This is a genomic window from Lysinibacillus sp. FSL P4-0201 (genome assembly GCF_038593425.1).
Lineage (GTDB): Bacteria > Bacillota > Bacilli > Bacillales_A > Planococcaceae > Lysinibacillus > Lysinibacillus capsici.
Window position 1 is genome coordinate 943,513 of the sequence record NZ_CP151995.1, and the last position, 26,991, is coordinate 970,503.

Here is a 26,991-nt window from a genome sequence, read left to right on the forward strand (position 1 = left end):
CAAAAATGGTAGTAGGAGATTTCCCAATCGAAACAGATACTCTTGTCATTGGTTCAGGTCCTGGAGGATATGTAGCAGCAATTCGTGCAGCTCAAACTGGCCAAAAAGTAACAATCGTTGAAAAAAATGTACTTGGTGGAGTGTGCTTAAACGTAGGTTGTATCCCATCAAAAGCATTAATTTCAGTAGGTCACCGTTTTGAGCAAGCTAAACATTCAGATGACATGGGAATCATCGCTTCTGATGTGAAATTAGACTTCTCAAAAGCACAAGCATTTAAAGACAGCGTTGTTAAGAAATTAACTGGCGGTGTTGAAGGCTTACTTAAAGGTAACAAAGTTGAAATTGTACAAGGTGAAGCTTATTTCGTTGACGCTCATTCAGTGCGTATCATCAATGGTGAATCTGCTCAAACTTACACATTTAACAATGTCATTATTGCAACAGGTTCTCGTCCAGTTGAAATTCCAACATTCAAATTCACTGATCGTGTATTAAATTCTACTGGTGCACTTTCTCTACAAGAAGTACCTGGTAAATTAGTTGTTATCGGTGGCGGTTATATTGGTACTGAGCTTGGATCAGCTTATGCGAACCTTGGCTCTCAAGTAACAATTATTGAAGGCGGAAAAGATATTTTAGCTGGCTTCGAAAAACAAATGACGCAAATCGTGAAAAAAGGCCTTAAAAAGAAAGGCGTTGAAATTGAAGTTAACGCATCTGCAAAAGGCGTAGAAGAAACTGAAAACGGCGTAGTAGTAACTTATGAAGTAGGCGGAGAAGAGAAAAAAGTTGAAGCTGATTACGTATTAGTTACTGTAGGACGTCGTCCAAATACAGATGAAATGGGCCTTGCTGAAATCGGAGTTGAATTCGGTGAACGTGGTCTAATCAATGTTGACAAACAATGTCGTACAAATATTCCAAACATCTATGCAATCGGTGATATCGTAGCAGGTCCACAACTTGCACATAAAGCATCTTACGAAGGTAAAGTTGCTGCTGAAGCAATTGCGGGTGAAAAATCAGTAGTTGATTATCTTGCTGTGCCAGCTGTGTGTTTCACAGATCCAGAAATGGCGACAGTTGGTTACAACGAAGAACAAGCAAAAGCTGAAGGCATTGAATACACTGCCGCGAAATTCCCATTCGCAGCAAATGGTCGTGCTCTTGCATTAAACCAATCAGAAGGTTTCGTGAAACTTGTTGCTCGTAAAGAGGACGGCTTATTAATTGGTGCTCAAATCGTAGGTGCTGGTGCATCTGATATGATCGCTGAAATGGGCTTAGCAATTGAAGGCGGCATGACTGCTGAGGATATCGCATTAACAATTCACGCTCACCCAACATTAGGTGAAATTACAATGGAAACTGCTGAAGTATTACTTGGCAACCCAATCCACATTGTAGCGAAAAAATAATTTGAATAAAGGAGTGTAGATAAAGCGAGACATTTGCTTATCTACACTCTTTTTTTAGCCAATGTTTTATATGAACAATTAATTTTTCTATTAGCTTTTTCCCGTAACAGGCTTGAATGATAATGATAAGTAATAAGTAGCTCCTCATGGAAAATATTCAATTATTATAGCTTTTAAATCGTATTTCTACCTTTTACAAGCTCCTTTGATTATTCTGAATAATCGATAAATGCTATAATGATAGCATTGTAGAAAGTAAGGGAGGATTTAATAATGGAGCTTAATTTAACGGGGAAAGTAGCAATTATAACAGGATCGAGTAAAGGAATTGGCTATTATACAGCCATGCAGCTTGTTAAAGAGGGTGCACAGGTTGTACTTTGCGCTCGTGGTGAAAAACAACTGCAAGTGGCTGCAGGATGCATAAAAAATGAAACAGGCGTAGATGTATTAATTGTTCCAACTGACATTACAAAAGAAAAAGATTGTAAGTATCTCATTGAGCGTACTGTAGAGCATTTTGGACGTGTGGATATTCTTATTAATAATGCTGGTACAGCTTCAGCGAATTCCTTTGAAACGGTGAGTAGTGAGCTGTGGCAGGCAGATTTAGATTTAAAGGTATTTGGAGCTATTCATTGTTCAAAATATGCTGCTCCATATATGCGAAAGGCTGGGGGCGGTGCAATCGTTAATGTGACTGCCGTGATGGCTAAAACTCCACCTGCAAGTTCACTTCCAACTACTGTAAGCCGTGCTGCGGGGCTTGCCTTGACAAAAGCGATGAGCAAGGATTTAGGGAAGGATAATATTCGAGTAAATTCTGTATGTATAGGACTTATTCGTAGTGATCAAATCGAAAAGAAATGGAAAAAGGAAGAACCAAATTTATCGTGGGAAGAATATTCTCGTAAAGTGGGGCAAGCAATTCCGCTGGGTCGTGTAGGTGATACGCAAGAAGCAGCAAACGTTATCACTTTTTTAGTATCTGATGCGGCGAGCTATGTTACAGGTACAGCTGTTAATATTGATGGTGGCTCTGGTCACGCATTATAGAATAGTAAAAATCCACTATACTAATAGAAGTATAGTGGATTTTTAAGAATATTTATCCTTCTTCATTAATAAGAACATTTTTACCACGTATTTTCATAATCAGTGGTATAAGTAACCAAGAAATGGCAACCACTAAAAATAGTAATGATAAAGGCTTTGTTATAAAAATAGAAAAGTCTCCATTCGAAATGGTTAATGCACGGCGCATATTATTTTCAATCATCGGCCCTAGTACTAATGCAAGTACTAATGGAGCTACTGGGTAATCATTTTTAGCAAATAGATAACCAAGTACACCACAAGCTACTAATAAAAATAAATCAAACGTGGCGAATTGTACGGCATAAACTCCAAAAATTGAAATTGCAATAATAATAGGCAATAAATATTTTTTAGGTGTTTCGATGATTTTGGCAAAAATGCGGACCAAAGGCATATTTAATGCTAATAACATTAAATTTCCAATAAACATACTGGCAATTAATCCCCAAGCAACTTGTGGATGTTCATCAAATAATAATGGACCTGGCTGAATATTATACATAATAAGTGCACCCATTAAAATAGCAGTAGTACCTGAGCCGGGAATTCCTAAAGTTAGTAATGGGATCATTGCACCGCCTGATGCAGCATTGTTCGCTGATTCAGGTCCAGCTACACCCGCAATATGACCTTTTCCAAATTGCTCGGGTGTTTTACTGAATTTTTTCTCGGTAATATAAGAAAAGAATGAGGCAAGTGTTGCGCCTGCGCCGGGTAATACGCCGATGAAAAAGCCTAATAAGGATCCGCGAGCAATAGGAACAGCACTATCCTTTAAATCTTGCTTTGTTGGTAATACACGATTAATTTTGGCTAATTGACCATCCTCTTCTTCTTTTTCAAGAATGGTTTTAAATACTTCGCCTAATGCAAATAAACCAACAGCGATGGTTAAAAATTCAATGCCAGAGAACAGCATTGGCTGACCAAATGTAAAACGTTCTATACCTGATACGGCATCAATACCAACTGTTCCGAGCATAAGCCCTAAAACAGTCATAATTAAAGCTTTGGTAATAGAACGTCCTGCTAGGCCACTTACTGCTGCAAGTCCTAATAACATCAAAGAAAAGTATTCTGCGGGTCCAAATTTAAGTGCTAATTTTGACAATGGGTTAGCTAATAATATCAGACCTAGTAGTGCTACAATGCCTGCACAAAATGAGCCAATGGCCGCGATAGAAAGAGCACTTCCAGCACGACCTTGTTTAGCCATTTGATAGCCATCCAATGTTGTCACAACTGATGAGGATTCACCAGGCGTGTTTAATAGAATGGAAGTTGTTGATCCACCATACATGGCCCCATAGTATACCCCTGCAAGTAAAATAATTGAGCTGGTAGCGGCAGCCTCAGTAGGTAGTCCAGCTGTAATGGTTGCTGTAACGGGGATTAATAATGCAACTCCACTCATGGGACCTATACCTGGAAGTACACCAACTGCTGTACCAATTATGACACCAACAAGAGCGAATAAAAGGTTTTGCCATTGAAGGGCAACTGCAAATCCATCAGCTAAAAATTGCAATGTCGACATATGTTCACTCCTGTACTAAAAAATTGGGAAACTAGGCAATGACCCTCCTAGTAAACTTGTAAATAAATAATAGACGCCCAGTGAAAATCCAGCTGCAATAATAATTGAATAAATAAGTTTAGTACGTTCCATTGTTTGGAAACTAATACACAAAAATAAAAATGTTGTTATCATATAGCCAATTTTTTCAAGGAAAAATACATACGCAAGAGCGCTACCTAAAATAATTAAGAACTTTTTGAGCTCTGTTGAAGATATTTTAGAAGAAGTAGTTGGTCCTCCTGTGACTCGCTCTCTCACAGCTTTTTTCCATGATTCATAAAATAATTGAAGACTTAATAAACCTAAAATAATACCTAAACCTAATGGGAAAATTTTGGGACCAACTGTAGACCCATAAGCACTATCAGAAATCTGTGTTGCTTGAAAAATAAACAAAATACTAAGTGCTAAGAGGGTAATGCTAAATGTTTTATCAAATGTATAGCTCAACCGTTTTACACCTCCATTGAAAATAGATAAAGTTACACAAGTAGTTCTATATTTAATGGAAATACTTGTGCCTTTTTTAAAAAAACGATTCGTTATTTTTGCATACCAAGAGCTGTTAGTAGTTCAATGATTATTTTATTTTGACTGTCTAGATAAGCTGTAAATTCTTCCGCATTACGGTATTCTGCTTGCCAGCCATTACGTGTCACCTCAGCTTGCCATTCTTTTGATTCAGACATTGCCTGTAATTTTTCAGACCAATAGGCAATCGCATCTTCACTCATATTTTTTGGACCAAAGATACCACGCCAAATTGTAAACTCCTCATCAATACCGGCTTCTTTAAAAGTAGGAACCTCTGCTAGCTCACCTTCTAAGCGTTCAGAGGAACTGACAGCTAATACACGAACATCTCCGGATTTAACATAAGTAGCAATTGTGGAGGCATCTGTTGCAATTACATCCGCATTGCCACCTAATAATGCTGTAACTGCCTCACCGCCACCGTCATAAGAAACATATTTAATTGTTTTTAAGTCAATCCCCGCTTTATAAGCCGGGATAATTCCTACTAGATGATCCATCGAACCTGGTGCAGACCCACCTGCTAATGTGACATCTTTTGGTGAAGTTTTCATGGCATTTAAAACATCTGCAAGCGTTTGGAAAGGAGAATCCTTTTTAACAACGATTGCGCCATAGTCACGTGTTAATTGTGCTAAAGGTGTAGTATCCTTATAGCCAAATTTACTATTTCCTTCAGCCTTTTCATGATTTATAAGGATCGGTGGTGATTTAACCATTAATATATAATCATTATTGGCTTCCTTTGTAGCAAATGTTGCCATGAAGGCAGCACCACCACCACCTGGCTTATTCTCAACTTGAATCGCCTTATCAATCAACCCAGTATCACTCATTGTTTTTGCTACTGCACGAGCCGTTAAATCCCAGCCACCACCAGCACCTGATGGAGCAACAATGGTAATATTACTTTTCGGATAATCACTGGCATTCTTTCCCTCTGTTTTTTCTTCATTTGATGCTGAACAGCCAACCAAACTAGTAAATAGTAAGCCAGCTACCATTATTTTAGAAATGTTCCTCCACATAAAAATCCCCCTTAAAAATAAAATGGTAGCGCTATCAATTTAGCGCTACCCATACTATAACTTACTTCTCAATTTTGGAAATATTGTGATAATAATGTGGATTAACATCATTTTGTTCATAAAGTTTATGTGGAAATAAAGTATCGTCGTTCAGGACGCCCAACTGTACCATAAGTCAGTTCGGTATAGACCTGCTTTTGTGTAACTAAAAATTCTAAATAACGACGAGCGGTGGAACGGCTGACACCTATATTCTTTCCCAACAGCTCAGCTGTACTACCATTCTCCATTATACTTAAATGGTTGATAACATGATTCATTGTTGTTGGATCTATCCCTTTTGGTAATAATAACGGTGTTTCTTGAGGGGGGGATGAACCTGCTTTTGGCCAAAGGTATTGAATTTTTTCATGTGTAAATTTCTCATTATTTTTCAGTAATAGATGCTTGTAACGGAATTTTTCTATACTCTCTTTTAGCTGTTCGAATGTAAATGGCTTTAAAATGTAATCAGTAACATTTTTCCGATAAGCTTTCTGTACTATATGTGCCTCTGTAGCTGCGGTAATCAAAATAATACTACTTGTTGGGCTCACTTCTTGGATTTTATCAATTAAATCTACTCCCAGTATATCTGGCAAAAAGACATCGAGTAATATAAGGTGTGGTGAAAATGATTGAAGCCAATCTAAAGCTTCTTCTCCCGTACTTGCCCTTGCAATTACTGTAAAGCCTTCAATTTTTTCTAAAAAACGACAATGTACATCTGCTACACGTACATCATCTTCAATTACTAGCACTTCAATATTGTTCATGGATCATAGTCCCCCTTTTGCTAATAGATACGATAAATAGGGCACCTCCTAAATCTCCTTCTTCAAGAGCAAGAGTACCGTTTAAATCTTGGATACTGGAAATGACTTTCCTTAATCCATAGCCTCGATGCTTACTATCTTTCGTAGAAATATTTTCTGAAAATAGCACGTCTAGTTTTTCTTGTGCAAAACCTTGTCCCGAGTCCTCAACCTCAAAGATGATTTCCTCTCCATTATCAAATATAAAAAGCCTAATAATTGGCTGTCGCTCTTTGTTTTTTTCAACCTCTTCAAAAGCATTGGTTAATAAATTTCCAATAATGGAAATAATTAAGCTTTTTTCGATGCTTTCAGGGAATGTTTCTAAATAACTATCCTCATCAAAAATCAACTTGATTTTTAATTCACGTGCACGATTAAAAAATCCGATAATTAAACCATTTAAAAATGGGTCCTTTACACGCTTTGTTATAAATTGGGTTAGAGAAGAATGTCCTTGTACCTCTTTATGAATAATAGATAGTGCTTCATCAGATGCATTTAATTGAATAAGGCCTGATATTGTGTAAAGGACATTATTAAACTCATGTGTTTGAGCACGTAAAGCTTCCGTATATTGCTTTACTTGTGATAATTCGATAGCCATTTGTTCTATTTCTGATTGTAATCGGAAACTTGCAACTGCGCCGACAACTTTACCATTCACCTTCATAGGTACACGGTTAACAATAATTTCATGACCATTAACAATCATCAATTTATCAAGTTGTTTTTCACCCTTCATTAATACGTTAAGCAGATGTGTGTTTGGTATATGCTCTTCTATATTATCGCCCATGATAGAATCTGAATCCGTTAAATGTAAGATTTTCGCGGCAGCATTGTTTAGGGTCGTAATTTCACCTTTCTGATTTACCGTAATAATAGCTTCACGGACTGATTCAATTAAAGTATTTTTTTCTGTTAATAGACTGGCAATTTCACTTGGCTCCAGATTAAAAATTTGCTTTTTAATGTTTCGGGATAAAAAAATAGAGCCGATAATACCAATGCCTAGTGCAATAACCATCGTATAAAAAATATTATCAAGGTATAAAAAATATAAGCGATCTAATTCACTTGTTAAGTAACCAATTGAAACAACACCAATAATCGTTCCATTTGAGTCTAAGATAGGTGCCTTCCCACGAATGGATTGTCCCATTGAACCATTTGCAATGGAAATATAAGACTCACCGTTGATTAATGCTCGGTCATTATCATCTCCGACCATCGATTTACCAATACGGTCTGCGATAGGATGGGTGTAGCGTATGCCATTTTTATCTCCTATTACAACATAAGTAGCTTTTGCAGCAAGCATAATCTCTTTGCTAATTTTTTGCAGGCTTTCGGAAGGGTTATTTGTATGAAACGCTTCAATTACATCACCCCTGCTAGCCGTTGTTTCCGCCAAATATAGTGCCCGGTTTCCAATTTGTGTTTGCAATGCATCAGATATGGTCATATAAAAGAGGATGCCTGCTAAAATAACAATAATAAAAATTAAAAAACTGCTGTAATAGGCAAAGCGGGCTTGGAGTGTTAATGTTTTAAAGATAATAGTGAATCCCACCTTTGTGTTTATTCTAGAAATTTTAGTCATTGATAATACTAGTAATCTTTTGTAATTTTCGATTATATAAAAAAATTTCGAAATTTGCTAGATGATCATTAAAAAAGTGATTTGAAGTGGATAGGCACAATATAAAAAAAGTTGATAAGTCATAATGATAAAAAGTAAAATCATGAAGTTCTTGTAGAATAGGACTTTTAATACTGTTTCATAGAATTGCTTGGATATTTCTGTATTTGATTATTATTTTTCTAAAATTACAATAGACAGAAAATTCCTACAGATGTAGAATGAACGATATAGGGGGTGAAAAGTGGCGAAATGTTGAACGAAAATTTTGCTACGTTGTTGTTAAGAGCTGTTCGGATTATTGTGCAAATCGGTATACTTACTATTTTCTATTACATGGGGGTTGGCATTGTTTCTTATCTGCACATACCTCTTCCAGGAAGCGTCATTGGCTTACTTTTATTAGCACTTTCACTCAATTTTAAAATTATTAAGGTCGAATATATACAAGATGGAGCAGGTTTTTTAATTGGCATCTTAACGTTGTTTTTCATTCCAGCAACTGTAGGTGTTATTGATTATCCAGAGCTCATGTCATTCACGGGTCTGCTCATCATTTTAGCAGTTATTGCTAGTACATTAATCTCTATTTATGTAACAGGATTGCTGACACAACTCATTGAAAAAAGAGAACTGGCCAAAAAAGAAAGCTCAAAGCCTACTGTGGAAGAAGGAAAGGGGGAATTAACTGTTGATTGAAGTAACTGTTGTCCTTAGCACCATCATCATGTTTATTTTATTTACAAAGCTCTATCAACGATTTTCCCATCCTATCATGATTCCCTTGGTCACGACTACGATTGTCAGTGCAGTGATTTTACTTGTATTTGATATTCCATATTCAACTTATATGCAAGGTGGGGAATGGCTTCAGAAAATGCTTGGGCCAGCTGTTGTGGCACTTGCATATCCTCTCTATAATCAACGAGCTATTATTATGAAATATAAGTATTCTATTTTATCAGGACTTCTCATCGGCATGATAACAGGCTTAGTGACAATTTTTGTGTTACTAAAATGGATCGGTGTAGAACCTAGCTGGATGCTGACAGCCTTACCTAAATCGTTAACAACGCCTGTTGGAATGCAGGTGAGCGAAACGATTGGGGGCATTCCTCCTTTAACGGCTGTTTTCGTCATGATTGCAGGGTTTGTAGGGGCCATTATCGGACCGTTAGTCATTAAGTATGGCAAAATTGACTCTGCCGTGAGTAGGGGAGTGGCAGTAGGAAGTGCCTCACATGGGGTAGGTCTTGTGAAATTAAGAGAATATGGGGAACAGGAATTATCAGTTGGTTCCTTATCAATGGGCTTAACGGCTGTTATCGGAGCCTTCTTCTGCCCTTTATTTGTGTATTTATTTTTATAATAGAATGGTGCTTTATAGAAAAAGGAGCTGTCTCAAAAAAGATAAATGGTTATTTCTAGAAGCAATTATTCATTGTGAAAATGAAATGAAAAAAACTTCAGATAATATTCTATTATAGCTATTTTGTAATGAAGAGAATGTTTTCTGGTTGTGTTCAACAAGAAAATATACTCACATCTGTATTTATAAATATAAAAGCTAGCCCTTCATATTGAAGAGCTAGCTTATATTTTTTAGAAAATTGGCTTACGTTCTTTGATAACACGAATTGTTTTTAATGTTGTATCCTCTGGTCCTTGAACGGGTAAACCTGCTTCAATATTCATTTGAATATAATGAATATTTTCTTGAGTAATTATTTCCCCGGGAATAAAAATAGGAATCCCAGGAGGATATACCATAATAAATTCTGCACAAATACAGTTATCTGCTTCTGCAAGAGGAACGACTTCTGTATCTGCATAAAAAGCATCACGCGGAGACATGGCGAGAGCTGGAATTTCTGGAACATTTACCAAAGCCTCTGTTATAGCCGCTTCAGAATCAAATGCTTTAGACATACGAGTTAACGCATTTATTAAAAGATTAATTTCCTTTTTTGTATCTCCTAAAGTCACTAAACATAAGATATTATAAAGGTCAGACAATTCGACTTCAATATTGGCATTATAACGCAACCATTCCTCAGCTCGATGACCAGAAATACCTAAATCTTTCACACTAATCAGAAGTTTTAATGGATCCATATCATAAGTTGCAGAAGAATGTAACTTTTCCTTACCTGCACACTTTAAATGTGGGATTTGATTGATGCGTTTACGAGCATCCTTTGCTAAACGTAATGCATCGTCAATTAAATCGTATCCATGAATGGCTAGCTGACGTCGAGCTGTGTCAAGTGAAGCAAGTAATGGATAGGATGTCGATGTAGTTGTTAACATAGAAAATACAGCTTGTACACGTTTTGCAGAAACAAGACCCTCACGTACATTTAAAATAGACGTTTGTGTCATGGAGCCACCAAGCTTATGAACGCTTGTTGCTGCCATGTCAGCACCTGCTTCCATAGCTGAATATGGAAGGTCATCATGGAATTTTATGTGTACACCATGCGCTTCATCTACTACTACCGGAATATTACGGTCATGAGCAATCTCCACAATACGCTTTAAATCAGCTGTAAAGCCAAAATATGTTGGATTAATAACAAGTACTGCCTTTGTATCTGGGTAAGCATTTAATGCTTTTTCAACAGCTTCAGGGGATATGCCATGAGAAATCCCATATTCGCTGTCAACTTCAGGATGAATAAAAATTGGAATGGCACCAGCGAATACAATCGCCGACATAATAGATTTATGAACATTCCGTGGCACTAGAATTTTATCACCTGGACCGACGACGGTCAGAATCATCGTCATGATGGCGCCACTAGTACCTTGAACGGAAAAGAATGTATGATCAGCACCAAAGGCTTCAGCTGCTAAGTTTTGCGCTTCTTTTATAGCACCCTTTGGTGAATGTAAATCGTCTAGTGGAGCAATATTAATTAAATCAATTGATAAAACGTTGTCGCCGACGAATTCTCGGAAAGCAGGATCCATTCCTTGCCCTTTCTTATGGCCTGGAATATGGAACTGAATGGGATGTCTGTTCCGATGTTTTAATAATACGTCGAACAATGGAGTCTCTAATTGTGACAACGCAGGTACCACCTCACTTTATAATATCTAAGAAAACAAATGAATTATAGCACCTAACGACACGAAAAAATAGGCTTTTCCTAAAAAATAAAAGGATTTTTTTCAGGATACCGAGAAAATAGTATTGAACGAAAGGGGAGGTACTATGAATTGGAATACACGTGTGACGGATCTTTTACAGGTTAAATATCCAATTATTCAAGGGGGATTAGCCTATTTAGCATATGCTGATTTAGCCGCAGCTGTGTCGAATGCTGGTGGTTTAGGGCAAATAACGGCTATGAGTTTACGAGATCCTGAATTATTACGAGCAGAGATCCATAAGGTACGAACATTAACAGATAAACCTTTTGGCGTAAATTTTGCGATTGGCATGCATGGTACAGGCTATGAGGATATGGTGCGCGTTGCAATCGAAGAAGAAGTTCCAGTTGTTACAATGACAGGGGGAAATCCAGCGCCTATATTTAATTTACTGGCAGGCACAGCTATAAAAAAATTAGTCCTTGTAGCTGCTCGTAGACAAGCTCAAAAGGCTGAACAGCTTGGAGCAGATGCTGTAATGGTTGTGGGTCAAGAGGGTGGCGGTCATCTTGGGCGTGATGATGTCGGTACAATGGTTCTTGTTCCCCAGGTGGTTGATAGTGTTAGTATTCCTGTCATTGCTTCAGGTGGAATTGGTGATGGACGCGGCTGGATGGCTGCTCAAGCATTGGGAGCTGAAGGCATTGAAATGGGCACTCGTTTTATAGCAACACGAGAGTGTGTTGATGCTTCTGAGGCTTATAAAGAGGCACTAGTTGCAAGTACTGAAGCAGATACAACCATTATTAAGCGCTCAATTGGTGCGCCGGCTCGTGCATTACGCAATGACTTTACTACAAAGATTTTGGAAATTGAGGAAAAAACACCAACATATGAGGCGTTGAAAGAATATATAAGTGGTTCAGCAAATAAACGCTTTATTTACGATGGTGATAAGGAACAGGGCTTTGGCTGGGCTGGACAAGTGACTGGAATGATTCACGATATCCCAACCGTAGATGACCTTATTAAGAGAATGGTTGCAGAAGCTGAAAGTATACGGTTAAAATGGGGGCAATAACGTAAAGGTGGTTTTGTCGAATGGAATACTCTTATCCGTTTTCAACTGATTGGTCCACAGAGGAGATTGTGGATGTTGTTCAATTCTTTGAGGGAATTGAGAAAGCTTATGAAAAAGGCATCAAGCGTGAAGTTATGCTAGCTAAATATCGACGCTTTAAAGAGATTGTTCCTTCCCAAGCAGAGGAAAAATCAATTTTTCGCGAATTTGAAGAGGCGAGTGGCTACATTAGCTATCCAGTTGTAAAACAAACAAAGGAAGCCGAAGATGGGATGATTATAAAAGTTACCCCAAGAAATGGCCATTAAAAAAAGTGGATGTGAGATCAACTCACATCCACTCTTTATTTTTTGTGTTAAAAAACGACATATTGCATAAACTACATCAATAAAAAACTTTATAAGGTTAGCTTATTTTCCAACAATAATGTTGTAAATAGGAAGTAAGCTGTTAAATGTGTCTTCTGTTAATTGATGTAATTCGCTTGCTGTTAGTTTGGTTGCTTGTTCTTTTGGAATATGACGGCCAATTAAAAACTCACCCTTTTTGACATCTCGTAGGCGAATAAGCATTTCTTCAAGCTTGTCTTCTTTTGCCACTTCGAGAGAAACCGCCTCAGGGGACATATGATCTCCTGACACGATAAAATCATCTGGAAGTTGCTCAATTAAAGATTTATGAGCTAGTAAACGCTCAGCCATAACATTTTTTTGAGGCGCTTCATAAATAATAGCTAAGACGATGAATAAATGTGTGTGCCATAGACCAATCTGAAAGTGAGGCAATGATTTATAACCTCTTTTATAAGGGGCGAAGGCAACCCAACTATCTTTTGGAGGGTTAACAGTTCTTCGAGCATGTTTAGCCACATGCGGGAAGAATTCTTCACCTAATTGGCTAGAGAAAAATGCAGAAAAATCTTCACCTAGCTGATTGAATTTTGGACGTACATGTAAATTTAAAGCATCCATTCTTTGTTCTAAACCGTCTATTGTAAAAACCTTAAAGTCTTTGTTTGTCCACTTTATTTTTGGCAATTTTATTTTACTCCTTTCGTTTTATAAGGTTTATTTTACGCTGAATTTGGGAAAAAATCTTATAACAAGAACTTTATCAAATGAGTAAAGTTTTTGTAAAAAAATTAAAAAAAGGAAGTGTTTTTTATGAAACCATTCGTAAAAATTATACGTAAAGTTGACATTGAAAAGCAATATGAGCACATTTTACAATTAGAATTAGATTATGAATTAGCTTCACTTTTTGCAGCAATGAATGAAAAAAATGACATGGAAATTGAAAAAAGTAAAAAACGTCTGGCAGAAATTCAGATGGAACTTGAAAGTTTGCACGCCTATGCGTAATCAAAATCTAATACCCATTTAAAAAATCACTTGCTGAATATTCCGACAGCAGGTGATTTTTATTGTGACAAAGGGTAAAATAGAAATTATATCATAAGGTAGTACTAGGTTTTATATAGCAAAAGTTGTGAAGTAGTGGGAAAAGGCATCATAAACATACGAGAGCGATTAATATAAAAGGCCTTTTCTTATATTCGAAGGGTGGGTTATGAGTGGATTTACAACAAATTGATAAATTTGCAAAAGATATTATTTTTGAAGCTGGGCGACGTATTCGAGAGGCTTTTTCGTATAATCTAGTAATTGAGACAAAATCAGGTGCAAATGACCTCGTTACCAATATTGATCGAGAGACGGAGTTATTCTTTATTGAGCAAATTAAAGCTTTTGATCCAACCCACAAAATTCTAGGGGAAGAAGGAATGGGCGAACAGGTTAAATCACTAGATGGTGTAGTTTGGATTATTGATCCAATTGATGGAACGATGAATTTTGTTAAACAGCATCGCCATTTTATGATTTCAATCGGTATTTTTGTCGATGGCGTAGGAAAGTTAGGTTACATATTTGATGTCATGCGGGAGGATTTATTTAGTGCCATCGAGGGGCAAGGGGCATGGTATAATGATTCACCATTGCGTAAACTACAGTCTGTTACAATGGAGGAGTCTGTCATTGGCATAAATGCACATTGGGTCGCACCTAATCGACATATTCACCATGAAAAGGTGATAGATATGGTTCGTAAAGTTCGCGGTACACGGTCCTATGGCTCCGCAGCAATGGAAATTGCATTTGTTGTAAGTGGCAAATTAGATGCCTATGTCTCTATGCGTTTAGCACCATGGGATATTGCAGGAGGGACCATCATTGCTCAGGAAGTTGGAGCAGTTGCTACAAATCTACATGGTGAAGGCTTTGATTTCCTTCATCAGGATACATTTATTATTGCTAATCCCGCTATTCATAAAGAATTATTAGAAAAATATATAGTGCCATATGAATAAAAAGGAGCCGTCTATTTATTAGACAGCTCCTTTTTATGTTCTTTAAAGTAATCCTTGCGCACGTAGTTTACGCTTCATTTTAAAGGCTGTCATGAAAATGACACAAGTAGCCACAATACCAGCTATTACACCAAATACATTACTAGCTGCAACAGAGTAGCCGATAGAACACATTGCTAATACAGCTGCCAATGCATAGATGGCCATTACGATTTTTGCACGATTCATAGCCTAGCCTCCTATATAAAAAATTTGTCGATCAAATATATTTTTTAGAATGATGGAAATTCTAATAAGGACATTTCTATCCTTCTTGTGCTATAATATCACAGTTAAACATTCGAAAAAAGAATATGGAGTGGAATAATGACAAACTTACGTCAAGATCTTCGCAATATCGCAATTATCGCCCACGTTGACCATGGTAAAACTACTTTAGTCGACCAATTATTAAAACAATCAGGTACATTCCGTTCAAACGAACATGTTGAAGAACGTGCAATGGACTCTAATGATATTGAACGCGAACGTGGTATTACAATTTTAGCAAAAAATACTGCAGTAAACTATAACGGAACTCGTATTAACATCCTTGATACGCCTGGACACGCCGACTTCGGTGGTGAGGTAGAACGTATTTTAAAAATGGTAGATGGCGTTTTACTAGTTGTCGATGCGTATGAGGGTTGTATGCCGCAAACACGCTTTGTACTGAAAAAAGCGTTGGAACAAAAGTTAACACCGATTGTAGTTGTAAACAAAGTCGATAAAGATTCAGCTCGTCCTTTAGAAGTAGTAGATGAAGTATTAGAATTATTCATCGAGCTAGGCGCTGATGATGATCAATTAGATTTCCCTGTTGTGTATGCATCAGGTGTAAACGGTACAGCTTCTCTTGATGCTGATCCAGCAAAACAAGAAGAAAATATGCAATGTCTATTTGAAAAGGTAATTGAAGCAATTCCTGCACCAGTAGACAACTCAGCAGATCCATTACAATTCCAAGTGGCATTACTTGACTACAATGATTATGTTGGTCGTATTGGGATTGGACGCGTATTCCGCGGAACAATTGAAGTAGGACAACAAGTTGCTTTAATGAAGTTAGATGGGACTGTGAAACAATTCCGTGTAACGAAACTATTTGGTTTCTTTGGTTTAAAACGTGAAGAAATCCAATCAGCAAAAGCTGGTGACTTAATTGCTGTTTCAGGTATGGAAGACATCAACGTTGGGGAAACAGTATGTCCGGTGGAACATCAAGAAGCTTTAACACCATTACGTATAGACGAGCCAACATTACAAATGACTTTCTTAGTGAATAATTCACCGTTTGCAGGTCGTGAAGGGAAATGGGTAACTGCTCGTAAAGTAGAAGAGCGTTTACGTTCACAACTTCAAACGGACGTATCTCTACGTGTAGAAGATACAGATTCACCAGATGCATGGACGGTTTCTGGACGTGGTGAGCTACATTTATCAATTCTTATTGAAAATATGCGCCGTGAAGGCTTTGAACTACAAGTATCAAAACCTCAAGTTATCATTCGTGAAATTGATGGTGTAAAATGTGAACCATTTGAACGTGTACAAATTGATGTTCCAGAAGAAAATGTAGGTTCGGTTATTGAATCGATTGGTACGCGTAAAGGTGAAATGTTGGATATGGTGAACAATGGCAATGGCCAAGTACGTTTAACATTCCTTGTTCCTGCCCGTGGTTTAATTGGATATACAACAGAATTCATGTCTATGACGAAAGGTTTTGGTATCATTAACCATACATTCGATTGTTACCAACCATATATTCCAGGCCGTATTGGTGGCCGTCACCAAGGTGTTCTTGTATCAATGGAAACTGGTAAATCGACAACTTATGGTATGATGCAAGTAGAGGACCGTGGTACACTATTTGTTGAGCCAGGTACTGAAATTTATGAAGGTATGATTGTTGGTGAAAATACACGTGATAATGATATCACTGTAAACATAACAAAAATGAAGCAAAAAACGAATGTTCGTTCTGCGACAAAAGATGCAACAAACGTTATTAAAAAGCCGCGTCTATTAACACTAGAAGAAGCATTAGAGTTCTTAAATGATGATGAGTATTTAGAAATCACTCCAGAATCTATTCGCCTTCGTAAACAAATTCTAGATAAAAATGAACGTGAAAGAATAGCGAAAAAACTAAAAAACGCTGAACAATAATTTTTTGCTTCCACGAAAGGAAGAGGAGTCTTGGATCTGAAGTCCGCTTTATTGGGTGAACTAAATGTTATTCAAGTTGCTGCACAGACAGGTACAGATGAAACAACACGAGTTTATGGGAGAATGGCTGGTATCACTAGATTTTTATATGAAAATTTACCAAGCTATGAAATAGCAGGTTATGTTGTATTTCTTCTTGTATTTGTACTTTCTGCCATTGTCTATAAACTAGGCTTTGCCAAGAAATTAAAGTTATCTCAAAATATTATTATTTATGCGTTCCTATTTTTAGGTTGTATCATGCTTACATTCTTCGCCCTATTCTTACCAATGATTGAAGGTCTGATTGTAGCGGCCTTAATTCTAATTGTCTATAAAACAAGGCTATGGCGTGAAAAAAGAGAAGAGCAACAAGCTACCAATCAATAACAATTACGTACTTTATAATAAGAACTTTTTATCTGTTATAAACAGTCTTAGCGGTTTTAATGCTAAGGCTGTTTTTTTGTATGTTTCCCCTGTAGTCAAACTGAAGAAACACCCGCACTCTACACAAATTAAAAAATGATAGGCACCGAAATCTTCTTATGTGAATAAGTTAATGTCGATAGGCTTATTTTCAACACATCAAGGAGGAAAGGGAATGCGTTGGCTTACAAGAGGTTTATTATTAGGTGTCATTGCTTTGTTACTCCTTTCTTTGACGGCATGTAATAAAGCAGAGCTAGAAAAAGTCAAAGTAGGAGAAGTAACTCGTTCGATTTTCTATGCGCCTCAATATGTAGCACTTGAGAAAGGTTTCTTCGAGGAGGAGGGTCTTTCTGTTGAGCTACAAACGATTGCAGGTGGCGATAAAACGATGACGGCGTTACTGTCAGATGGAATTGATATAGCTTTAGTTGGGTCGGAGACGTCTATTTATGTCACTTTACAAGGTGCAAATGATCCCATTCAAAATTTTGCACAGTTAACACAAACGGATGGTACCTTTTTAGTGGCAAGAGATAAGATAGATAATTTTTCGTGGGATCAATTGAAGGGCTCAACGTTTTTGGGGCAACGTAAAGGTGGAATGCCACAAATGGCAGGTGAATTCGTGCTGAAAAAACATGGCATCGACCCTGTAAATGATTTAACGCTCATTCAAAATATTGATTTTGCCAACATTGCTACTGCTTTTGCATCAGGTACTGGTGACTATGTTCAATTATTTGAACCTACTGCGAGTGTCTTTGAGAAAGAAGGAAAAGGTTATATTGTAGCTTCGTTTGGAACTGAGTCTGGTAATCTTCCTTACACGTCCTTTATGGCTAAAAGTAGTTATTTAAAGGATGAAGCTTCAACTGTTCAAGCCTTTACAAATGCATTGAAACGAGCACAGGATTTTGTGCAAAATGAGAGTGCTGCTGAAGTAGCAAAGATTATTCAACCGTATTTTGAAAATGTAGATATAGAGATAATTGAAACGGTAATTGAGCGATATAAAGCACAAGGCTCTTATGCTACTGACCCAATCCTTGATGAAGGAGAGTGGGATAACTTGCAAACAATTATGGAGGAAGCAGGTGAACTTCCTCAACGAGTGGAGTATGAAAAACTTGTGAACACTACTTTTGCCAAAAAGGCTGCTGAGTAATATGGAATTTTTACAGCTGGAGAATATTCACCATAGTTATTTTTCAAGTACACAGGCAAAGGAAGTATTACGTGATATCAGTTTAGCCATTCATGAAGGAGAGTTTGTTTCGTTTATTGGGCCGAGTGGCTGCGGTAAAACCACATTATTATCAATTATTGCAGGATTATTCCCTGCCACTGAAGGCAATGTTTATATAGATGGTGAAAAGCTATCAGCAAGTAATCAATCAAGCATTGGCTATATGCTTCAGCAGGACTATTTATTTCCTTGGAAGACCATTGAAGAAAACGTCACAATCGGCTTGAAAATAATGGAGAAAAGTCATAAAACACATAAAGTAACGGCCAATGCGTTATTACAGGAAGTAGGATTACCGCATGTGGGGAACAATTACCCTCGAGAATTATCAGGAGGTATGCGGCAACGTGTGGCCCTTGCTCGTACCTTAGCTGTAAATCCTAAAATTTTATTATTAGATGAACCATTTTCAGCGTTAGATTATCAGTCGAAATTAAAGCTTGAGGATTTAGTGGTGGAAACATTAAAAACTTATAAAAAGACTGCTATTCTTGTGACACATGATATTGGTGAAGCAATCGCAATGAGTGAGCGCGTAGTTCTATTTTCTGCAAACCCAGGGGCAGTTCACAAAGTGTTTGAAATACCTAAAGCCCTTAATGAACTATCACCTTTTGATGTAAGACAGCATCCAGCCTATGCAGATATTTTCCAAACTATTTGGAAGGAGCTGGAGAGCCTTGGATAATACATTATTTAAGCAATATCAGCAATTGTTAAAAAAAGAAAAACGCTATGTTCGAATATATCAGCTTATTATTTTACTGCTATTCTTTGGTGGATGGGAGCTGCTTTCAAGATTAGAATGGATTGATCGGTTAATTTTTAGCTCGCCAACTAATGTATGGCATACATTTATTGAGAAAGTCATTGACGGTTCTTTAACATTGCATGTGAGTGTTACATTAATGGAGACAGTTATTGGCTTTTTAGCGGGGACTTTATTAGGAACATTAATAGCTGTTGTCTTGTGGTGGTCCCCGTTACTATCAAAAGTACTCGATCCCTATCTAGTAATTTTAAACGCGATGCCAAAAGTTGCACTTGGTCCGATTTTGATTGTTGCACTCGGCCCAGGTTATTTTTCTATCATAGCTATGGGTGCATTAATATCCATCATTATAACAACGATTGTTGTATATACGGCATTTAAAGGTGTCGATCCGAATTATAGTAAGGTTTTACAAACCTTTGGAGCGACAAGATGGCAAATCTTTCGTGAGGTCATTTTGCCAGCCTCATTTCCTACAATCATTTCGACCTTGAAAGTGAATGTTGGCTTATCATGGGTAGGGGTTATTGTAGGGGAATTTTTAGTAGCTTCAAAAGGACTTGGTTATTTAATTATCTATGGCTTCCAAGTATTTAATTTTAACCTTGTCCTTATGTCACTTCTGATCATTGCCTTTTTTGCTACCATTATGTATCAAGTTGTAGAATTAGTTGAAAAAACGATTATTAAAAATAATGGATAGTATAAAAAAGAGGTGTCTCAAAATAGAGGCACCTCTTTTTAATCTGTTCTTTAGTTAAAATTCTTTATCCATCTGGGGTGAAGTACGATAAAAACGGAAATTTCCTGTTTCCATTCGTGCTACAGTATTTTCCGAAATGCGATCATGACAAATATCGCACATATAAGTATGAATTGGTCGATTTCGCAATTTTTTTGCTAAAGGTAAATTATCATCTAAATTATGAATCGTATCGCAAATAACGCATTTAACGCGCATTGCATTCCCTCCTATTCAGCGCGAATGGCTGATACGTTTTTAATAGGATTGTCAATATTTGAACCGTCTCTTAGTAATACATGGATGGGACCGTCTTCTAAAAGAGGCTTACCGTCTTGGCTATATTTTAAAATAAGTGTATAAGCTTCTTCAATTGTGAAAGGATATTCTTCGCCATTTTTGCAAGTTAAGACGATTTTTGTCGCTTCTGGTTTAATTTCAGCATTCTTCAAGAAATGACTTAATTCGATACCAAATGTACCTGTCTCCATTCCTTTACGGTCAAATTTCCTTTCTGATTTTAATGTAGGTGGGAAAGTTGCTCCTTCCATAATTTCACGTGACCAGTGTGCTCCTACTTCACGCATATATTTGACGTCAGCATCTTCCTCAACATTTTGAGTAGTGAAGTAAGTGTTTAAATCTAATTTACGATCATCGAAAATCCACACAGTAGGATCTAATGTTAGTTGGTATGTGACTGCACCTGTGATAGGAATTATTGTTTCCATAATAGAAATCCTCCTCAAATCTTGTATATCCATGACATAGTATAACGCTAATGCCTAGAGATAATAAAGAAATATAATTCGAATTCTCTATTTTCCAATGAAGACACTTGCATTTTTATCGACTAAAAGATAAACTTTATTAAGATAGAATCGAAGAAATATCAGATAATGGGGGCGTCCTCATGGATACGAAATCACAAACTTCTTTTCAAGAGAAGGCTTTGGAGCTATTAGTTGCTGATGCAGATAAGATTGCTCGCCTTATTCGAGTACAAATGGATCATTTAACAATGCCACAATGCCCTTTATATGAGGAAGTATTAGATACACAAATGTTCGGTCTATCACGTGAAATTGACTTTGCTGTGAAGCTTGGATTGATTGAACGTGAAAAAGGCAAAGAAATTCTCGATTCACTCGAGAAGGAACTTTCTGTACTACACGACGCGTATACAGACAAATAAAAAGAAAAACTCAAACGCTTCTTTGCGCTTTGAGTTTTTTTACTAGAACGAGGTTTTCCAATGAGACAATACTTAAAACGCTATGCACAGAATTTTGATTATCCCTTATTTTTTACGGTCCTATTATTAAGTTTATTTGGATTAATAATGATTTACAGTTCAAGTATGATGGTTGCTATTGTTCAAAAAGGTCAAGCACCTGATTATTTTTATCAAAAGCAAGTGACCAATTTAATGGTGGCATTTCTTGGCTTTATCATTACAGCATTTTTCCCATATAAACATTATGCGAATAAGAATATTATGTTATTGCTAACTGTTGTATTGGTTGTGTTATTTACATGGGTAAAAGTAGCAGGGAATGGGGCAGAAGAAGTAGGCTCTCAAAGTTGGATTGCTATCCCAGGTTTAGGGAATTTTCAACCTTCAGAGTATGCGAAACTATTTATAATTTTATATTTTGCAGCTGCTTTTTATCGAAAAGCGCAAAAATATACGTTTGAAAAGCTACAACCGACTGAAATTTTTTACCCAATTTTTCTATGGATTTTAGTGGTTGCTGGGGTAGCCTTTGAAACAGACTTAGGAGCAGTGATTATTCTATGTGGTATTGCCGTTTCAGTTGTAGCTTCAAGTGGTATTCCATTTAGAACATTTTGGAAATTTTTCGGTGTATTAGGTGCGTTTGGTACAGCTATTCTTGGTATTCTATGGATATTTAAGGGAGAGCTATTAACAGGAAATCGAAAAGGACGGATATTGTCTTACTTAAATCCATTTGAGTATGAGGATGGTAGTGGTCACCAAGTGGTGAATAGTTATTATGCCATTGGCGGAGGCGGCTTAGAAGGGCGGGGCCTTGGTCAATCCATTCAAAAATTAGGATACTTGCCTGAACCACAAACAGATTTTATTATGGCAATCATAATGGAAGAGTTAGGGATATGGGGCGTTTTGATTGTCTTATGTGGCTTGGGATTTATTGTATATAAAGGTTTTTCTATTGCATTGCGGACAAAAGATCCATTGGCACGCATGATTGCGGCTGGTATTGCGAGCTGGATAGGCTGGCAATCATTTATTAATCTTGGGGGTGTAACCGGGTTAATCCCGTTAACCGGTGTAACGTTACCTTTTATAAGCTATGGCGGTACATCTATAATCATTCTATCTTTAGCGATGGGAATATTGATCAATGTTTCTATGTTTGAAAAGGTAGAGAGGAAAAAAACACAATCATAAAGGGGGATACCTATGGAATCAATCAACAAAATTCTCGTAGCCAATCGAGGAGAAATTGCAATTCGTATTTTCCGTGCTTGTACGGAGCTGAATATCCAAACTGTTGCCATCTATTCAAGAGAAGATAGTGGTGCTTTTCATCGCTTTAAAGCAGATGAAGCTTATTTAGTGGGAGCTGGCAAGAAACCAATCGATGCTTATTTAGATATCGAAGGTATTATTGCCATCGCAAAAGATGCAGATGTTGATGCGATTCATCCAGGGTATGGTTTTTTATCAGAAAACGTGGAATTTGCACGTCGCTGTGAGGAAGAGGGCATTGTCTTTATCGGACCAACTTCTCAGCATTTAGATATGTTTGGAGATAAGGTCAAAGCACGTTCTCAAGCCATTGCGGCTGAGATTCCTGTTATTCCTGGTACAGATGGCCCAGTAGCCGATCTAGCAGAGGTAGAGACGTTTGCTAGCAATTATGGCTATCCAGTTATGATTAAGGCAGCACTTGGCGGTGGTGGTCGAGGGATGCGTCTAGTCCATACGCCAGAGGATCTTGCTTCCTCCTATGAAAGAGCAAAATCTGAGGCAAAGGCTGCTTTTGGTTCCGATGAAGTATATGTAGAAAAAGCAATCATAAAACCAAAACACATTGAAGTACAAATTATTGGCGATAAACATGGCAATATTGTGCATTTATATGAGCGTGATTGCTCAATTCAGCGTCGACATCAAAAAGTGGTAGAAATTGCGCCATCTCATTCGATTTCACAAGAGTTAAGAAATCGTATTTGCGATGCTGCTGTGAAATTAATGAAGAATGTCTCGTACATAAATGCAGGGACAGTGGAATTTTTAGTCGCAGGAGACGATTTTTATTTCATCGAGGTAAACCCTCGCATTCAAGTAGAACATACAATTACAGAAATGATTACAGGTGTTGATATCGTCCATGCCCAAATTAAGGTAGCGGCAGGCTATGGACTTCACAGTGAAGAAATTCATATGCCAAAGCAAGAAGATATGCCAATGATTGGCTATGCCATTCAAGCACGTGTGACAACAGAAGACCCTGCAAATGACTTTATGCCAGATACAGGAAAGTTAATGGTTTACCGTTCAAGTGGTGGTTTTGGCGTGCGATTAGATGCTGGGAATGGCTTCCAGGGTGCTGTCGTTACACCATACTATGACTCTTTGTTGGTGAAAATTTCTACTTCGGGTATGAACTTTAAAGAAGCTGCTGCGAAAATGGATCGTAATTTAAAAGAATTCCGTATTCGTGGCGTTAAAACGAATATTCCGTTTTTAAATAATGTGGTGACTCATGAAAAGTTTTTATCAGGGGCCTTTGATACTAGCTTTATTGATACAACACCAGAGCTTTTCGAGTTCCCTGTGCGTAAAGACCGTGGAACAAAGCTGTTAAGCTATATTGGGAATGTGACCTTAAATGGCTTCCCTGGTGTAGAGAAGAAGTCAAAACCTATCTTTGTCCAGCCAAACCAACCTAAAATTGATCCTTTAATTGTACCACCAGCAGGTACAAAGCAGATTTTAGATACACAGGGAGCAGATGGCTTAGTGCAGTGGATTTTAGCACAGGAAGACGTACTACTAACAGATACTACATTCCGCGATGCTCACCAATCCCTGCTTGCAACACGTGTTCGTTCACAGGATATGTATCAAATTGCAGATGCAACAGCTCGCATGATGCATCAGTTATTCTCGCTGGAAATGTGGGGCGGTGCAACATTCGATGTAGCATATCGCTTCTTAAAAGAAGATCCATGGGAGCGGCTAGCGAAACTGCGTGAGCAAGTGCCGAATGTGTTATTCCAGATGTTACTGCGTGGAGCTAATGCTGTTGGTTATACAAACTATCCTGACAATCTAATCCGAGAATTTATCGCTGAATCGGCTTCATCAGGAATTGATGTATTCCGTATTTTCGATAGCTTAAATTGGATTAAAGGCATGGAAGTAGCGATAGATGCTGTGCGTCAATCAGGAAAAATTGCTGAAGCAGCCATCTGTTATACGGGGGATATCCTCGATGACAGTCGTGCGAAATATTCAGTGCAATACTATAAGGATATGGCGAAAGAGCTTGAAGCAGCTGGTGCCCATATTTTAGCGATTAAAGATATGGCTGGTTTATTGAAACCGGAAGCGGCGTACCGTTTAATTTCCGAGTTAAAAGAGACGACAAGTCTGCCAATCCACTTGCATACACATGATACTAGTGGCAATGGAATTTACTTATATGCTAAAGCGATAGAAGCAGGTGTTGATATTATTGATACAGCGCTTGGATCTATGGCAGGTCTAACATCTCAACCAAGTGCAAACTCCTTGTACTATGCAATGAAGGGCGGCAAACGTGAGGTACGAGCGGATATCGATGCATTAGAAAAATTATCGTACTACTGGGAAGATGTTCGTAAATACTATAAAGATTTTGAAAGTGGCATGATCAGCCCGCATTCTGAGATTTACGTACATGAGATGCCTGGTGGTCAGTATAGTAACTTACAGCAACAAGCAAAAGCTGTAGGGCTTGGTGATCGATGGGAAGAAGTGAAACGCATGTATTCCCGTGTAAATCTACTATTTGGTGATATTGTTAAAGTTACACCATCCTCCAAGGTGGTAGGTGATATGGCTTTATTTATGGTGCAAAATGATCTAGACGAAAATACAGTCTTAACAAGAGGGAAAACGATTGACTTCCCAGATTCTGTGATTGAATTCTTCCAAGGTTATCTTGGGCAGCCACATGGCGGGTTCCCAGAGGCATTACAACAAGTAGTGTTAAAAGATCGAGAAGCAATTACAGTTCGTCCAGGAGAATTATTAGAGCCTATTCAATTTGATCAATTAGAGGCTGTGCTAGAGGAAAAGTTAAATCGCCCAGTTACGAAAAAAGATGTACTGGCTTATGCACTTTATCCAAAAGTCTTTGAGGAATATGCGAAAACAGCAGAATCCTTTGGCAATATTTCAGTTCTTGACACACCGACATTCTTATATGGCTTAAAGCTTGGTGAAATTATTGAGGTCGAAATTGAAAAAGGTAAAACATTGATTATTAAACTCGTTTCAATCGGGGAACCACAACACAATGGAACACGTGTCCTTTACTTTGAGCTTAATGGTCAATCGCGTGAATTGGTGATTCAAGATATGACTGTTGAGGTTGATGGCAATTTAGCATTAAAAGCCGATCCAAGCAATCCAAACCAAATCGGTGCTACAATGCCAGGTACTGTGTTGAAAGTTGTTGTTTCTAAAGGTAGTCCTGTTAAACGTGGTGATCATCTGTTAATTACAGAAGCCATGAAAATGGAAACAACTGTCCAAGCACCTAAAGACGGCATTGTAAAAGAGGTATATGCAAGTGCAGGAGATGCTATTTCAACAGGGGATCTATTAATTGAAATTGAATAAATAGTCATGAAAAAAGGTTATTAGATGCTTTTATTAGTATCTACATAACCTTTTTTATTGTGTTTAAGCGATAAATCATATAAAATCTGATTACTTAATCAGAAAAATGTTTGGTTAATCAATCAGGAGAATTCTATGGATAACAATAAAAATACCTTTATTCAGGAAGCAAGAAAGCAGCAAATTATTGAAGCTACGATAGCGACACTTGATGATATAGGCTATGTAAAGGCAAGTTTAGCACAAATCGCTAAACGTGCTTCTATTAGCACAGCATTAATTTCTTATCACTTTGTAGATCGACAAGATTTAATCAACCAAAGTCTGCAAGCACTAATTGAGCAATCCACAACTTTCATTTTGGCAAAAACATATACTGCCAGTGACCCTACAACACAATTAGCAAACTTCATAGAGGCAAGCATTGCTTATCAAGCGACACACCCAAAAGAAAATGCAGCATTATTAGAAATTGTCTTCAACGCTCGGACTGCACATGACATCCCTTACTATAAACTGCCAAATGAAGAGGAAGACCCACTATTGACGGCATTACGTAATATTTTAGGAGATGGTAAAAAACAGGGGACTTTTAGTGTTCGCTCTGTCAATGTAATGGCAAAAGTAATTCAAGGAGCGATTGGTGAATATATGCTTATAGGGGGACCGCTTGCTATTGCGGCAGAGGATTACAGTCTCGAAGTAACAAATATTATATGGACAGCAATGAAAGTAGAGGGGCCAAAAAATGCTTAGAGCGCTATTTAACTGGATGTTAGTCATTGGTTTAATTTTATTAGGAGGCCGTCTCGTAACGCTAATTTGTCGATATTTCGACATTCCTTTTACAACATTTTTTGAAGATTATGCACTGGTATCCATGATTATTTTAATTGTTGGAATTATAGGGACTGAAGCTATGAAGAAACAAAAATAGTCATAGAAAAAAGATTCGACACAT

The 26,991-nt window shown here is 37.5% G+C and carries 28 protein-coding genes; 18 read left to right on the top strand and 10 right to left on the bottom strand.

Going from position 1 to position 26,991, the window contains the following annotated elements; genetic code table 11:
* Positions 1 to 5: 5 nt before the first annotated feature.
* A complete protein-coding gene (gene lpdA / locus MKY76_RS04455) occupies positions 6 to 1,421 on the top strand; it encodes a dihydrolipoyl dehydrogenase (protein WP_004224738.1) in 1,416 nt (471 codons plus the stop codon).
* Positions 1,422 to 1,694: 273 nt separating this feature from the next.
* A complete protein-coding gene (locus tag MKY76_RS04460) occupies positions 1,695 to 2,477 on the top strand; it encodes an SDR family oxidoreductase (RefSeq protein WP_048391943.1) in 783 nt (260 codons plus the stop codon).
* 52 nt (positions 2,478 to 2,529) lie between these two features.
* Here the strand turns inward: MKY76_RS04460 and MKY76_RS04465 are convergent, their stop codons facing one another.
* The 5 genes from MKY76_RS04465 to MKY76_RS04485 all read right to left on the bottom strand — a co-directional run bounded on the left by MKY76_RS04465 (position 2,530) and on the right by MKY76_RS04485 (position 8,120).
* Positions 2,530 to 4,056, bottom strand: a complete 1,527-nt coding sequence (locus tag MKY76_RS04465; protein ID WP_342557467.1) for a tripartite tricarboxylate transporter permease — start codon at positions 4,054 to 4,056, stop codon at positions 2,530 to 2,532.
* 15 nt (positions 4,057 to 4,071) lie between these two features.
* Positions 4,072 to 4,548 carry a tripartite tricarboxylate transporter TctB family protein gene (locus MKY76_RS04470; protein WP_054549838.1) on the bottom strand — a complete coding sequence of 159 codons (477 nt, stop codon included), beginning with the start codon at positions 4,546 to 4,548 and terminating at the stop codon, positions 4,072 to 4,074.
* A 92-nt stretch (positions 4,549 to 4,640) separates the two neighbouring features.
* Positions 4,641 to 5,660, bottom strand: a complete 1,020-nt coding sequence (locus MKY76_RS04475; protein ID WP_342557468.1) for a tripartite tricarboxylate transporter substrate binding protein — start codon at positions 5,658 to 5,660, stop codon at positions 4,641 to 4,643.
* Positions 5,661 to 5,785: 125 nt separating this feature from the next.
* Complete coding sequence (locus MKY76_RS04480; RefSeq protein ID WP_066037204.1) at positions 5,786 to 6,475, bottom strand: response regulator; 690 nt, start codon at positions 6,473 to 6,475, stop codon at positions 5,786 to 5,788.
* A complete protein-coding gene (locus MKY76_RS04485; RefSeq protein WP_342557469.1) occupies positions 6,462 to 8,120 on the bottom strand; it encodes a sensor histidine kinase in 1,659 nt (552 codons plus the stop codon). The genes MKY76_RS04480 and MKY76_RS04485 overlap by 14 nt, the downstream gene beginning before the upstream one ends.
* A gap of 291 nt (positions 8,121 to 8,411) precedes the next feature.
* On the opposite strand from MKY76_RS04485, the gene MKY76_RS04490 reads away from it, so the two are divergent.
* Positions 8,412 to 8,858 (top strand): CidA/LrgA family protein, encoded by a 447-nt coding sequence (locus MKY76_RS04490; protein ID WP_257961568.1) that lies wholly within the window; start codon positions 8,412 to 8,414, stop codon positions 8,856 to 8,858.
* Entirely contained in the window at positions 8,851 to 9,528 is a 678-nt protein-coding gene (locus MKY76_RS04495) for an LrgB family protein (RefSeq protein ID WP_257961569.1), read from the top strand. The genes MKY76_RS04490 and MKY76_RS04495 overlap by 8 nt, the downstream gene beginning before the upstream one ends.
* Before the next feature lie 233 nt (positions 9,529 to 9,761).
* Here MKY76_RS04495 and MKY76_RS04500 read toward each other — a convergent pair whose 3' ends face one another.
* The gene (locus tag MKY76_RS04500) at positions 9,762 to 11,231 is read right to left on the bottom strand and encodes an aminotransferase class I/II-fold pyridoxal phosphate-dependent enzyme (protein WP_004224764.1); all 1,470 of its coding nucleotides are present in this window, start codon (positions 11,229 to 11,231) and stop codon (positions 9,762 to 9,764) included.
* A 145-nt stretch (positions 11,232 to 11,376) separates the two neighbouring features.
* On the opposite strand from MKY76_RS04500, the gene MKY76_RS04505 reads away from it, so the two are divergent.
* A complete protein-coding gene (locus MKY76_RS04505; RefSeq protein WP_048394725.1) occupies positions 11,377 to 12,336 on the top strand; it encodes a nitronate monooxygenase family protein in 960 nt (319 codons plus the stop codon).
* 20 nt (positions 12,337 to 12,356) lie between these two features.
* Positions 12,357 to 12,644, top strand: coding sequence for a UPF0223 family protein (locus MKY76_RS04510; protein WP_054549842.1), 288 nt, complete (start codon positions 12,357 to 12,359; stop codon positions 12,642 to 12,644).
* Positions 12,645 to 12,746: 102 nt separating this feature from the next.
* Here MKY76_RS04510 and MKY76_RS04515 read toward each other — a convergent pair whose 3' ends face one another.
* A complete protein-coding gene (locus MKY76_RS04515) occupies positions 12,747 to 13,373 on the bottom strand; it encodes a DUF1054 domain-containing protein (RefSeq protein ID WP_342557470.1) in 627 nt (208 codons plus the stop codon).
* A gap of 126 nt (positions 13,374 to 13,499) precedes the next feature.
* On the opposite strand from MKY76_RS04515, the gene MKY76_RS04520 reads away from it, so the two are divergent.
* Positions 13,500 to 13,697, top strand: a complete 198-nt coding sequence (locus tag MKY76_RS04520) for a hypothetical protein (RefSeq protein ID WP_004224768.1) — start codon at positions 13,500 to 13,502, stop codon at positions 13,695 to 13,697.
* Between the two features lie 212 nt (positions 13,698 to 13,909).
* Positions 13,910 to 14,704, top strand: a complete 795-nt coding sequence (locus MKY76_RS04525) for an inositol monophosphatase family protein (protein ID WP_342557471.1) — start codon at positions 13,910 to 13,912, stop codon at positions 14,702 to 14,704.
* 42 nt (positions 14,705 to 14,746) lie between these two features.
* Here the strand turns inward: MKY76_RS04525 and MKY76_RS04530 are convergent, their stop codons facing one another.
* Positions 14,747 to 14,932, bottom strand: coding sequence for a DUF5325 family protein (locus MKY76_RS04530; protein WP_004224770.1), 186 nt, complete (start codon positions 14,930 to 14,932; stop codon positions 14,747 to 14,749).
* 138 nt (positions 14,933 to 15,070) lie between these two features.
* Here MKY76_RS04530 and typA point away from each other — a divergent pair, with 138 nt between their 5' ends.
* From typA to MKY76_RS04555, 5 genes are all read left to right on the top strand, one after another.
* Positions 15,071 to 16,915, top strand: a complete 1,845-nt coding sequence (gene typA / locus MKY76_RS04535) for a translational GTPase TypA (RefSeq protein WP_054549845.1) — start codon at positions 15,071 to 15,073, stop codon at positions 16,913 to 16,915.
* A 30-nt stretch (positions 16,916 to 16,945) separates the two neighbouring features.
* The gene (locus tag MKY76_RS04540) at positions 16,946 to 17,344 is read left to right on the top strand and encodes a YlaH-like family protein (RefSeq protein ID WP_004224772.1); all 399 of its coding nucleotides are present in this window, start codon (positions 16,946 to 16,948) and stop codon (positions 17,342 to 17,344) included.
* Positions 17,345 to 17,558: 214 nt separating this feature from the next.
* Positions 17,559 to 18,551 (top strand): ABC transporter substrate-binding protein, encoded by a 993-nt coding sequence (locus tag MKY76_RS04545; RefSeq protein WP_048394717.1) that lies wholly within the window; start codon positions 17,559 to 17,561, stop codon positions 18,549 to 18,551.
* A gap of 1 nt (position 18,552) precedes the next feature.
* The gene (locus MKY76_RS04550; RefSeq protein WP_048394715.1) at positions 18,553 to 19,320 is read left to right on the top strand and encodes an ABC transporter ATP-binding protein; all 768 of its coding nucleotides are present in this window, start codon (positions 18,553 to 18,555) and stop codon (positions 19,318 to 19,320) included.
* On the top strand, positions 19,313 to 20,107 hold the full coding sequence (locus tag MKY76_RS04555) for an ABC transporter permease (RefSeq protein WP_082148175.1): 795 nt from the start codon (positions 19,313 to 19,315) through the stop codon (positions 20,105 to 20,107). Before MKY76_RS04550 ends, MKY76_RS04555 begins: the two co-directional genes overlap by 8 nt.
* Positions 20,108 to 20,161: 54 nt before the next feature.
* Here MKY76_RS04555 and MKY76_RS04560 read toward each other — a convergent pair whose 3' ends face one another.
* Both MKY76_RS04560 and MKY76_RS04565 read right to left on the bottom strand, forming a co-directional pair.
* On the bottom strand, positions 20,162 to 20,365 hold the full coding sequence (locus MKY76_RS04560) for a YlaI family protein (protein ID WP_048394712.1): 204 nt from the start codon (positions 20,363 to 20,365) through the stop codon (positions 20,162 to 20,164).
* An 11-nt stretch (positions 20,366 to 20,376) separates the two neighbouring features.
* The gene (locus MKY76_RS04565; protein WP_342557472.1) at positions 20,377 to 20,877 is read right to left on the bottom strand and encodes a peptidyl-prolyl cis-trans isomerase; all 501 of its coding nucleotides are present in this window, start codon (positions 20,875 to 20,877) and stop codon (positions 20,377 to 20,379) included.
* Between the two features lie 182 nt (positions 20,878 to 21,059).
* Between MKY76_RS04565 and MKY76_RS04570 the strand changes: the two genes are divergently transcribed.
* The 5 genes from MKY76_RS04570 to MKY76_RS04590 all read left to right on the top strand — a co-directional run bounded on the left by MKY76_RS04570 (position 21,060) and on the right by MKY76_RS04590 (position 26,967).
* Entirely contained in the window at positions 21,060 to 21,341 is a 282-nt protein-coding gene (locus MKY76_RS04570) for a YlaN family protein (RefSeq protein ID WP_004224778.1), read from the top strand.
* A gap of 60 nt (positions 21,342 to 21,401) precedes the next feature.
* Complete coding sequence (locus MKY76_RS04575; protein ID WP_048394707.1) at positions 21,402 to 22,583, top strand: FtsW/RodA/SpoVE family cell cycle protein; 1,182 nt, start codon at positions 21,402 to 21,404, stop codon at positions 22,581 to 22,583.
* 12 nt (positions 22,584 to 22,595) lie between these two features.
* The gene (pyc, locus tag MKY76_RS04580; protein ID WP_048394705.1) at positions 22,596 to 26,030 is read left to right on the top strand and encodes a pyruvate carboxylase; all 3,435 of its coding nucleotides are present in this window, start codon (positions 22,596 to 22,598) and stop codon (positions 26,028 to 26,030) included.
* Positions 26,031 to 26,165: 135 nt separating this feature from the next.
* Positions 26,166 to 26,786 (top strand): TetR/AcrR family transcriptional regulator, encoded by a 621-nt coding sequence (locus MKY76_RS04585; RefSeq protein WP_342557473.1) that lies wholly within the window; start codon positions 26,166 to 26,168, stop codon positions 26,784 to 26,786.
* Positions 26,779 to 26,967 carry a hypothetical protein gene (locus MKY76_RS04590; RefSeq protein WP_342557474.1) on the top strand — a complete coding sequence of 63 codons (189 nt, stop codon included), beginning with the start codon at positions 26,779 to 26,781 and terminating at the stop codon, positions 26,965 to 26,967. The genes MKY76_RS04585 and MKY76_RS04590 overlap by 8 nt, the downstream gene beginning before the upstream one ends.
* The last annotated feature ends 24 nt before the right edge of the window (positions 26,968 to 26,991 follow it).

What these genes read in the sequence shown, in the direction of transcription:
- lpdA (WP_004224738.1), top strand. Translation starts at nt 6, where the DNA reads ATGGTAGTAGGAGATTTCCCAATCGAAACAGATACTCTTGTCATTGGT.
- MKY76_RS04460 (WP_048391943.1), top strand. Translation starts at nt 1,695, where the DNA reads ATGGAGCTTAATTTAACGGGGAAAGTAGCAATTATAACAGGATCGAGT.
- MKY76_RS04465 (WP_342557467.1), bottom strand. Translation starts at nt 4,056, where the DNA reads ATGTCGACATTGCAATTTTTAGCTGATGGATTTGCAGTTGCCCTTCAA.
- MKY76_RS04475 (WP_342557468.1), bottom strand. Translation starts at nt 5,660, where the DNA reads ATGTGGAGGAACATTTCTAAAATAATGGTAGCTGGCTTACTATTTACT.
- MKY76_RS04480 (WP_066037204.1), bottom strand. Translation starts at nt 6,475, where the DNA reads ATGAACAATATTGAAGTGCTAGTAATTGAAGATGATGTACGTGTAGCA.
- MKY76_RS04485 (WP_342557469.1), bottom strand. Translation starts at nt 8,120, where the DNA reads ATGACTAAAATTTCTAGAATAAACACAAAGGTGGGATTCACTATTATC.
- MKY76_RS04490 (WP_257961568.1), top strand. Translation starts at nt 8,412, where the DNA reads ATGTTGAACGAAAATTTTGCTACGTTGTTGTTAAGAGCTGTTCGGATT.
- MKY76_RS04505 (WP_048394725.1), top strand. Translation starts at nt 11,377, where the DNA reads ATGAATTGGAATACACGTGTGACGGATCTTTTACAGGTTAAATATCCA.
- MKY76_RS04510 (WP_054549842.1), top strand. Translation starts at nt 12,357, where the DNA reads ATGGAATACTCTTATCCGTTTTCAACTGATTGGTCCACAGAGGAGATT.
- MKY76_RS04520 (WP_004224768.1), top strand. Translation starts at nt 13,500, where the DNA reads ATGAAACCATTCGTAAAAATTATACGTAAAGTTGACATTGAAAAGCAA.
- MKY76_RS04530 (WP_004224770.1), bottom strand. Translation starts at nt 14,932, where the DNA reads ATGAATCGTGCAAAAATCGTAATGGCCATCTATGCATTGGCAGCTGTA.
- typA (WP_054549845.1), top strand. Translation starts at nt 15,071, where the DNA reads ATGACAAACTTACGTCAAGATCTTCGCAATATCGCAATTATCGCCCAC.
- MKY76_RS04545 (WP_048394717.1), top strand. Translation starts at nt 17,559, where the DNA reads ATGCGTTGGCTTACAAGAGGTTTATTATTAGGTGTCATTGCTTTGTTA.
- MKY76_RS04550 (WP_048394715.1), top strand. Translation starts at nt 18,553, where the DNA reads ATGGAATTTTTACAGCTGGAGAATATTCACCATAGTTATTTTTCAAGT.
- MKY76_RS04560 (WP_048394712.1), bottom strand. Translation starts at nt 20,365, where the DNA reads ATGCGCGTTAAATGCGTTATTTGCGATACGATTCATAATTTAGATGAT.
- MKY76_RS04565 (WP_342557472.1), bottom strand. Translation starts at nt 20,877, where the DNA reads ATGGAAACAATAATTCCTATCACAGGTGCAGTCACATACCAACTAACA.
- MKY76_RS04570 (WP_004224778.1), top strand. Translation starts at nt 21,060, where the DNA reads ATGGATACGAAATCACAAACTTCTTTTCAAGAGAAGGCTTTGGAGCTA.
- MKY76_RS04575 (WP_048394707.1), top strand. Translation starts at nt 21,402, where the DNA reads ATGAGACAATACTTAAAACGCTATGCACAGAATTTTGATTATCCCTTA.
- pyc (WP_048394705.1), top strand. Translation starts at nt 22,596, where the DNA reads ATGGAATCAATCAACAAAATTCTCGTAGCCAATCGAGGAGAAATTGCA.
- MKY76_RS04585 (WP_342557473.1), top strand. Translation starts at nt 26,166, where the DNA reads ATGGATAACAATAAAAATACCTTTATTCAGGAAGCAAGAAAGCAGCAA.
- MKY76_RS04590 (WP_342557474.1), top strand. Translation starts at nt 26,779, where the DNA reads ATGCTTAGAGCGCTATTTAACTGGATGTTAGTCATTGGTTTAATTTTA.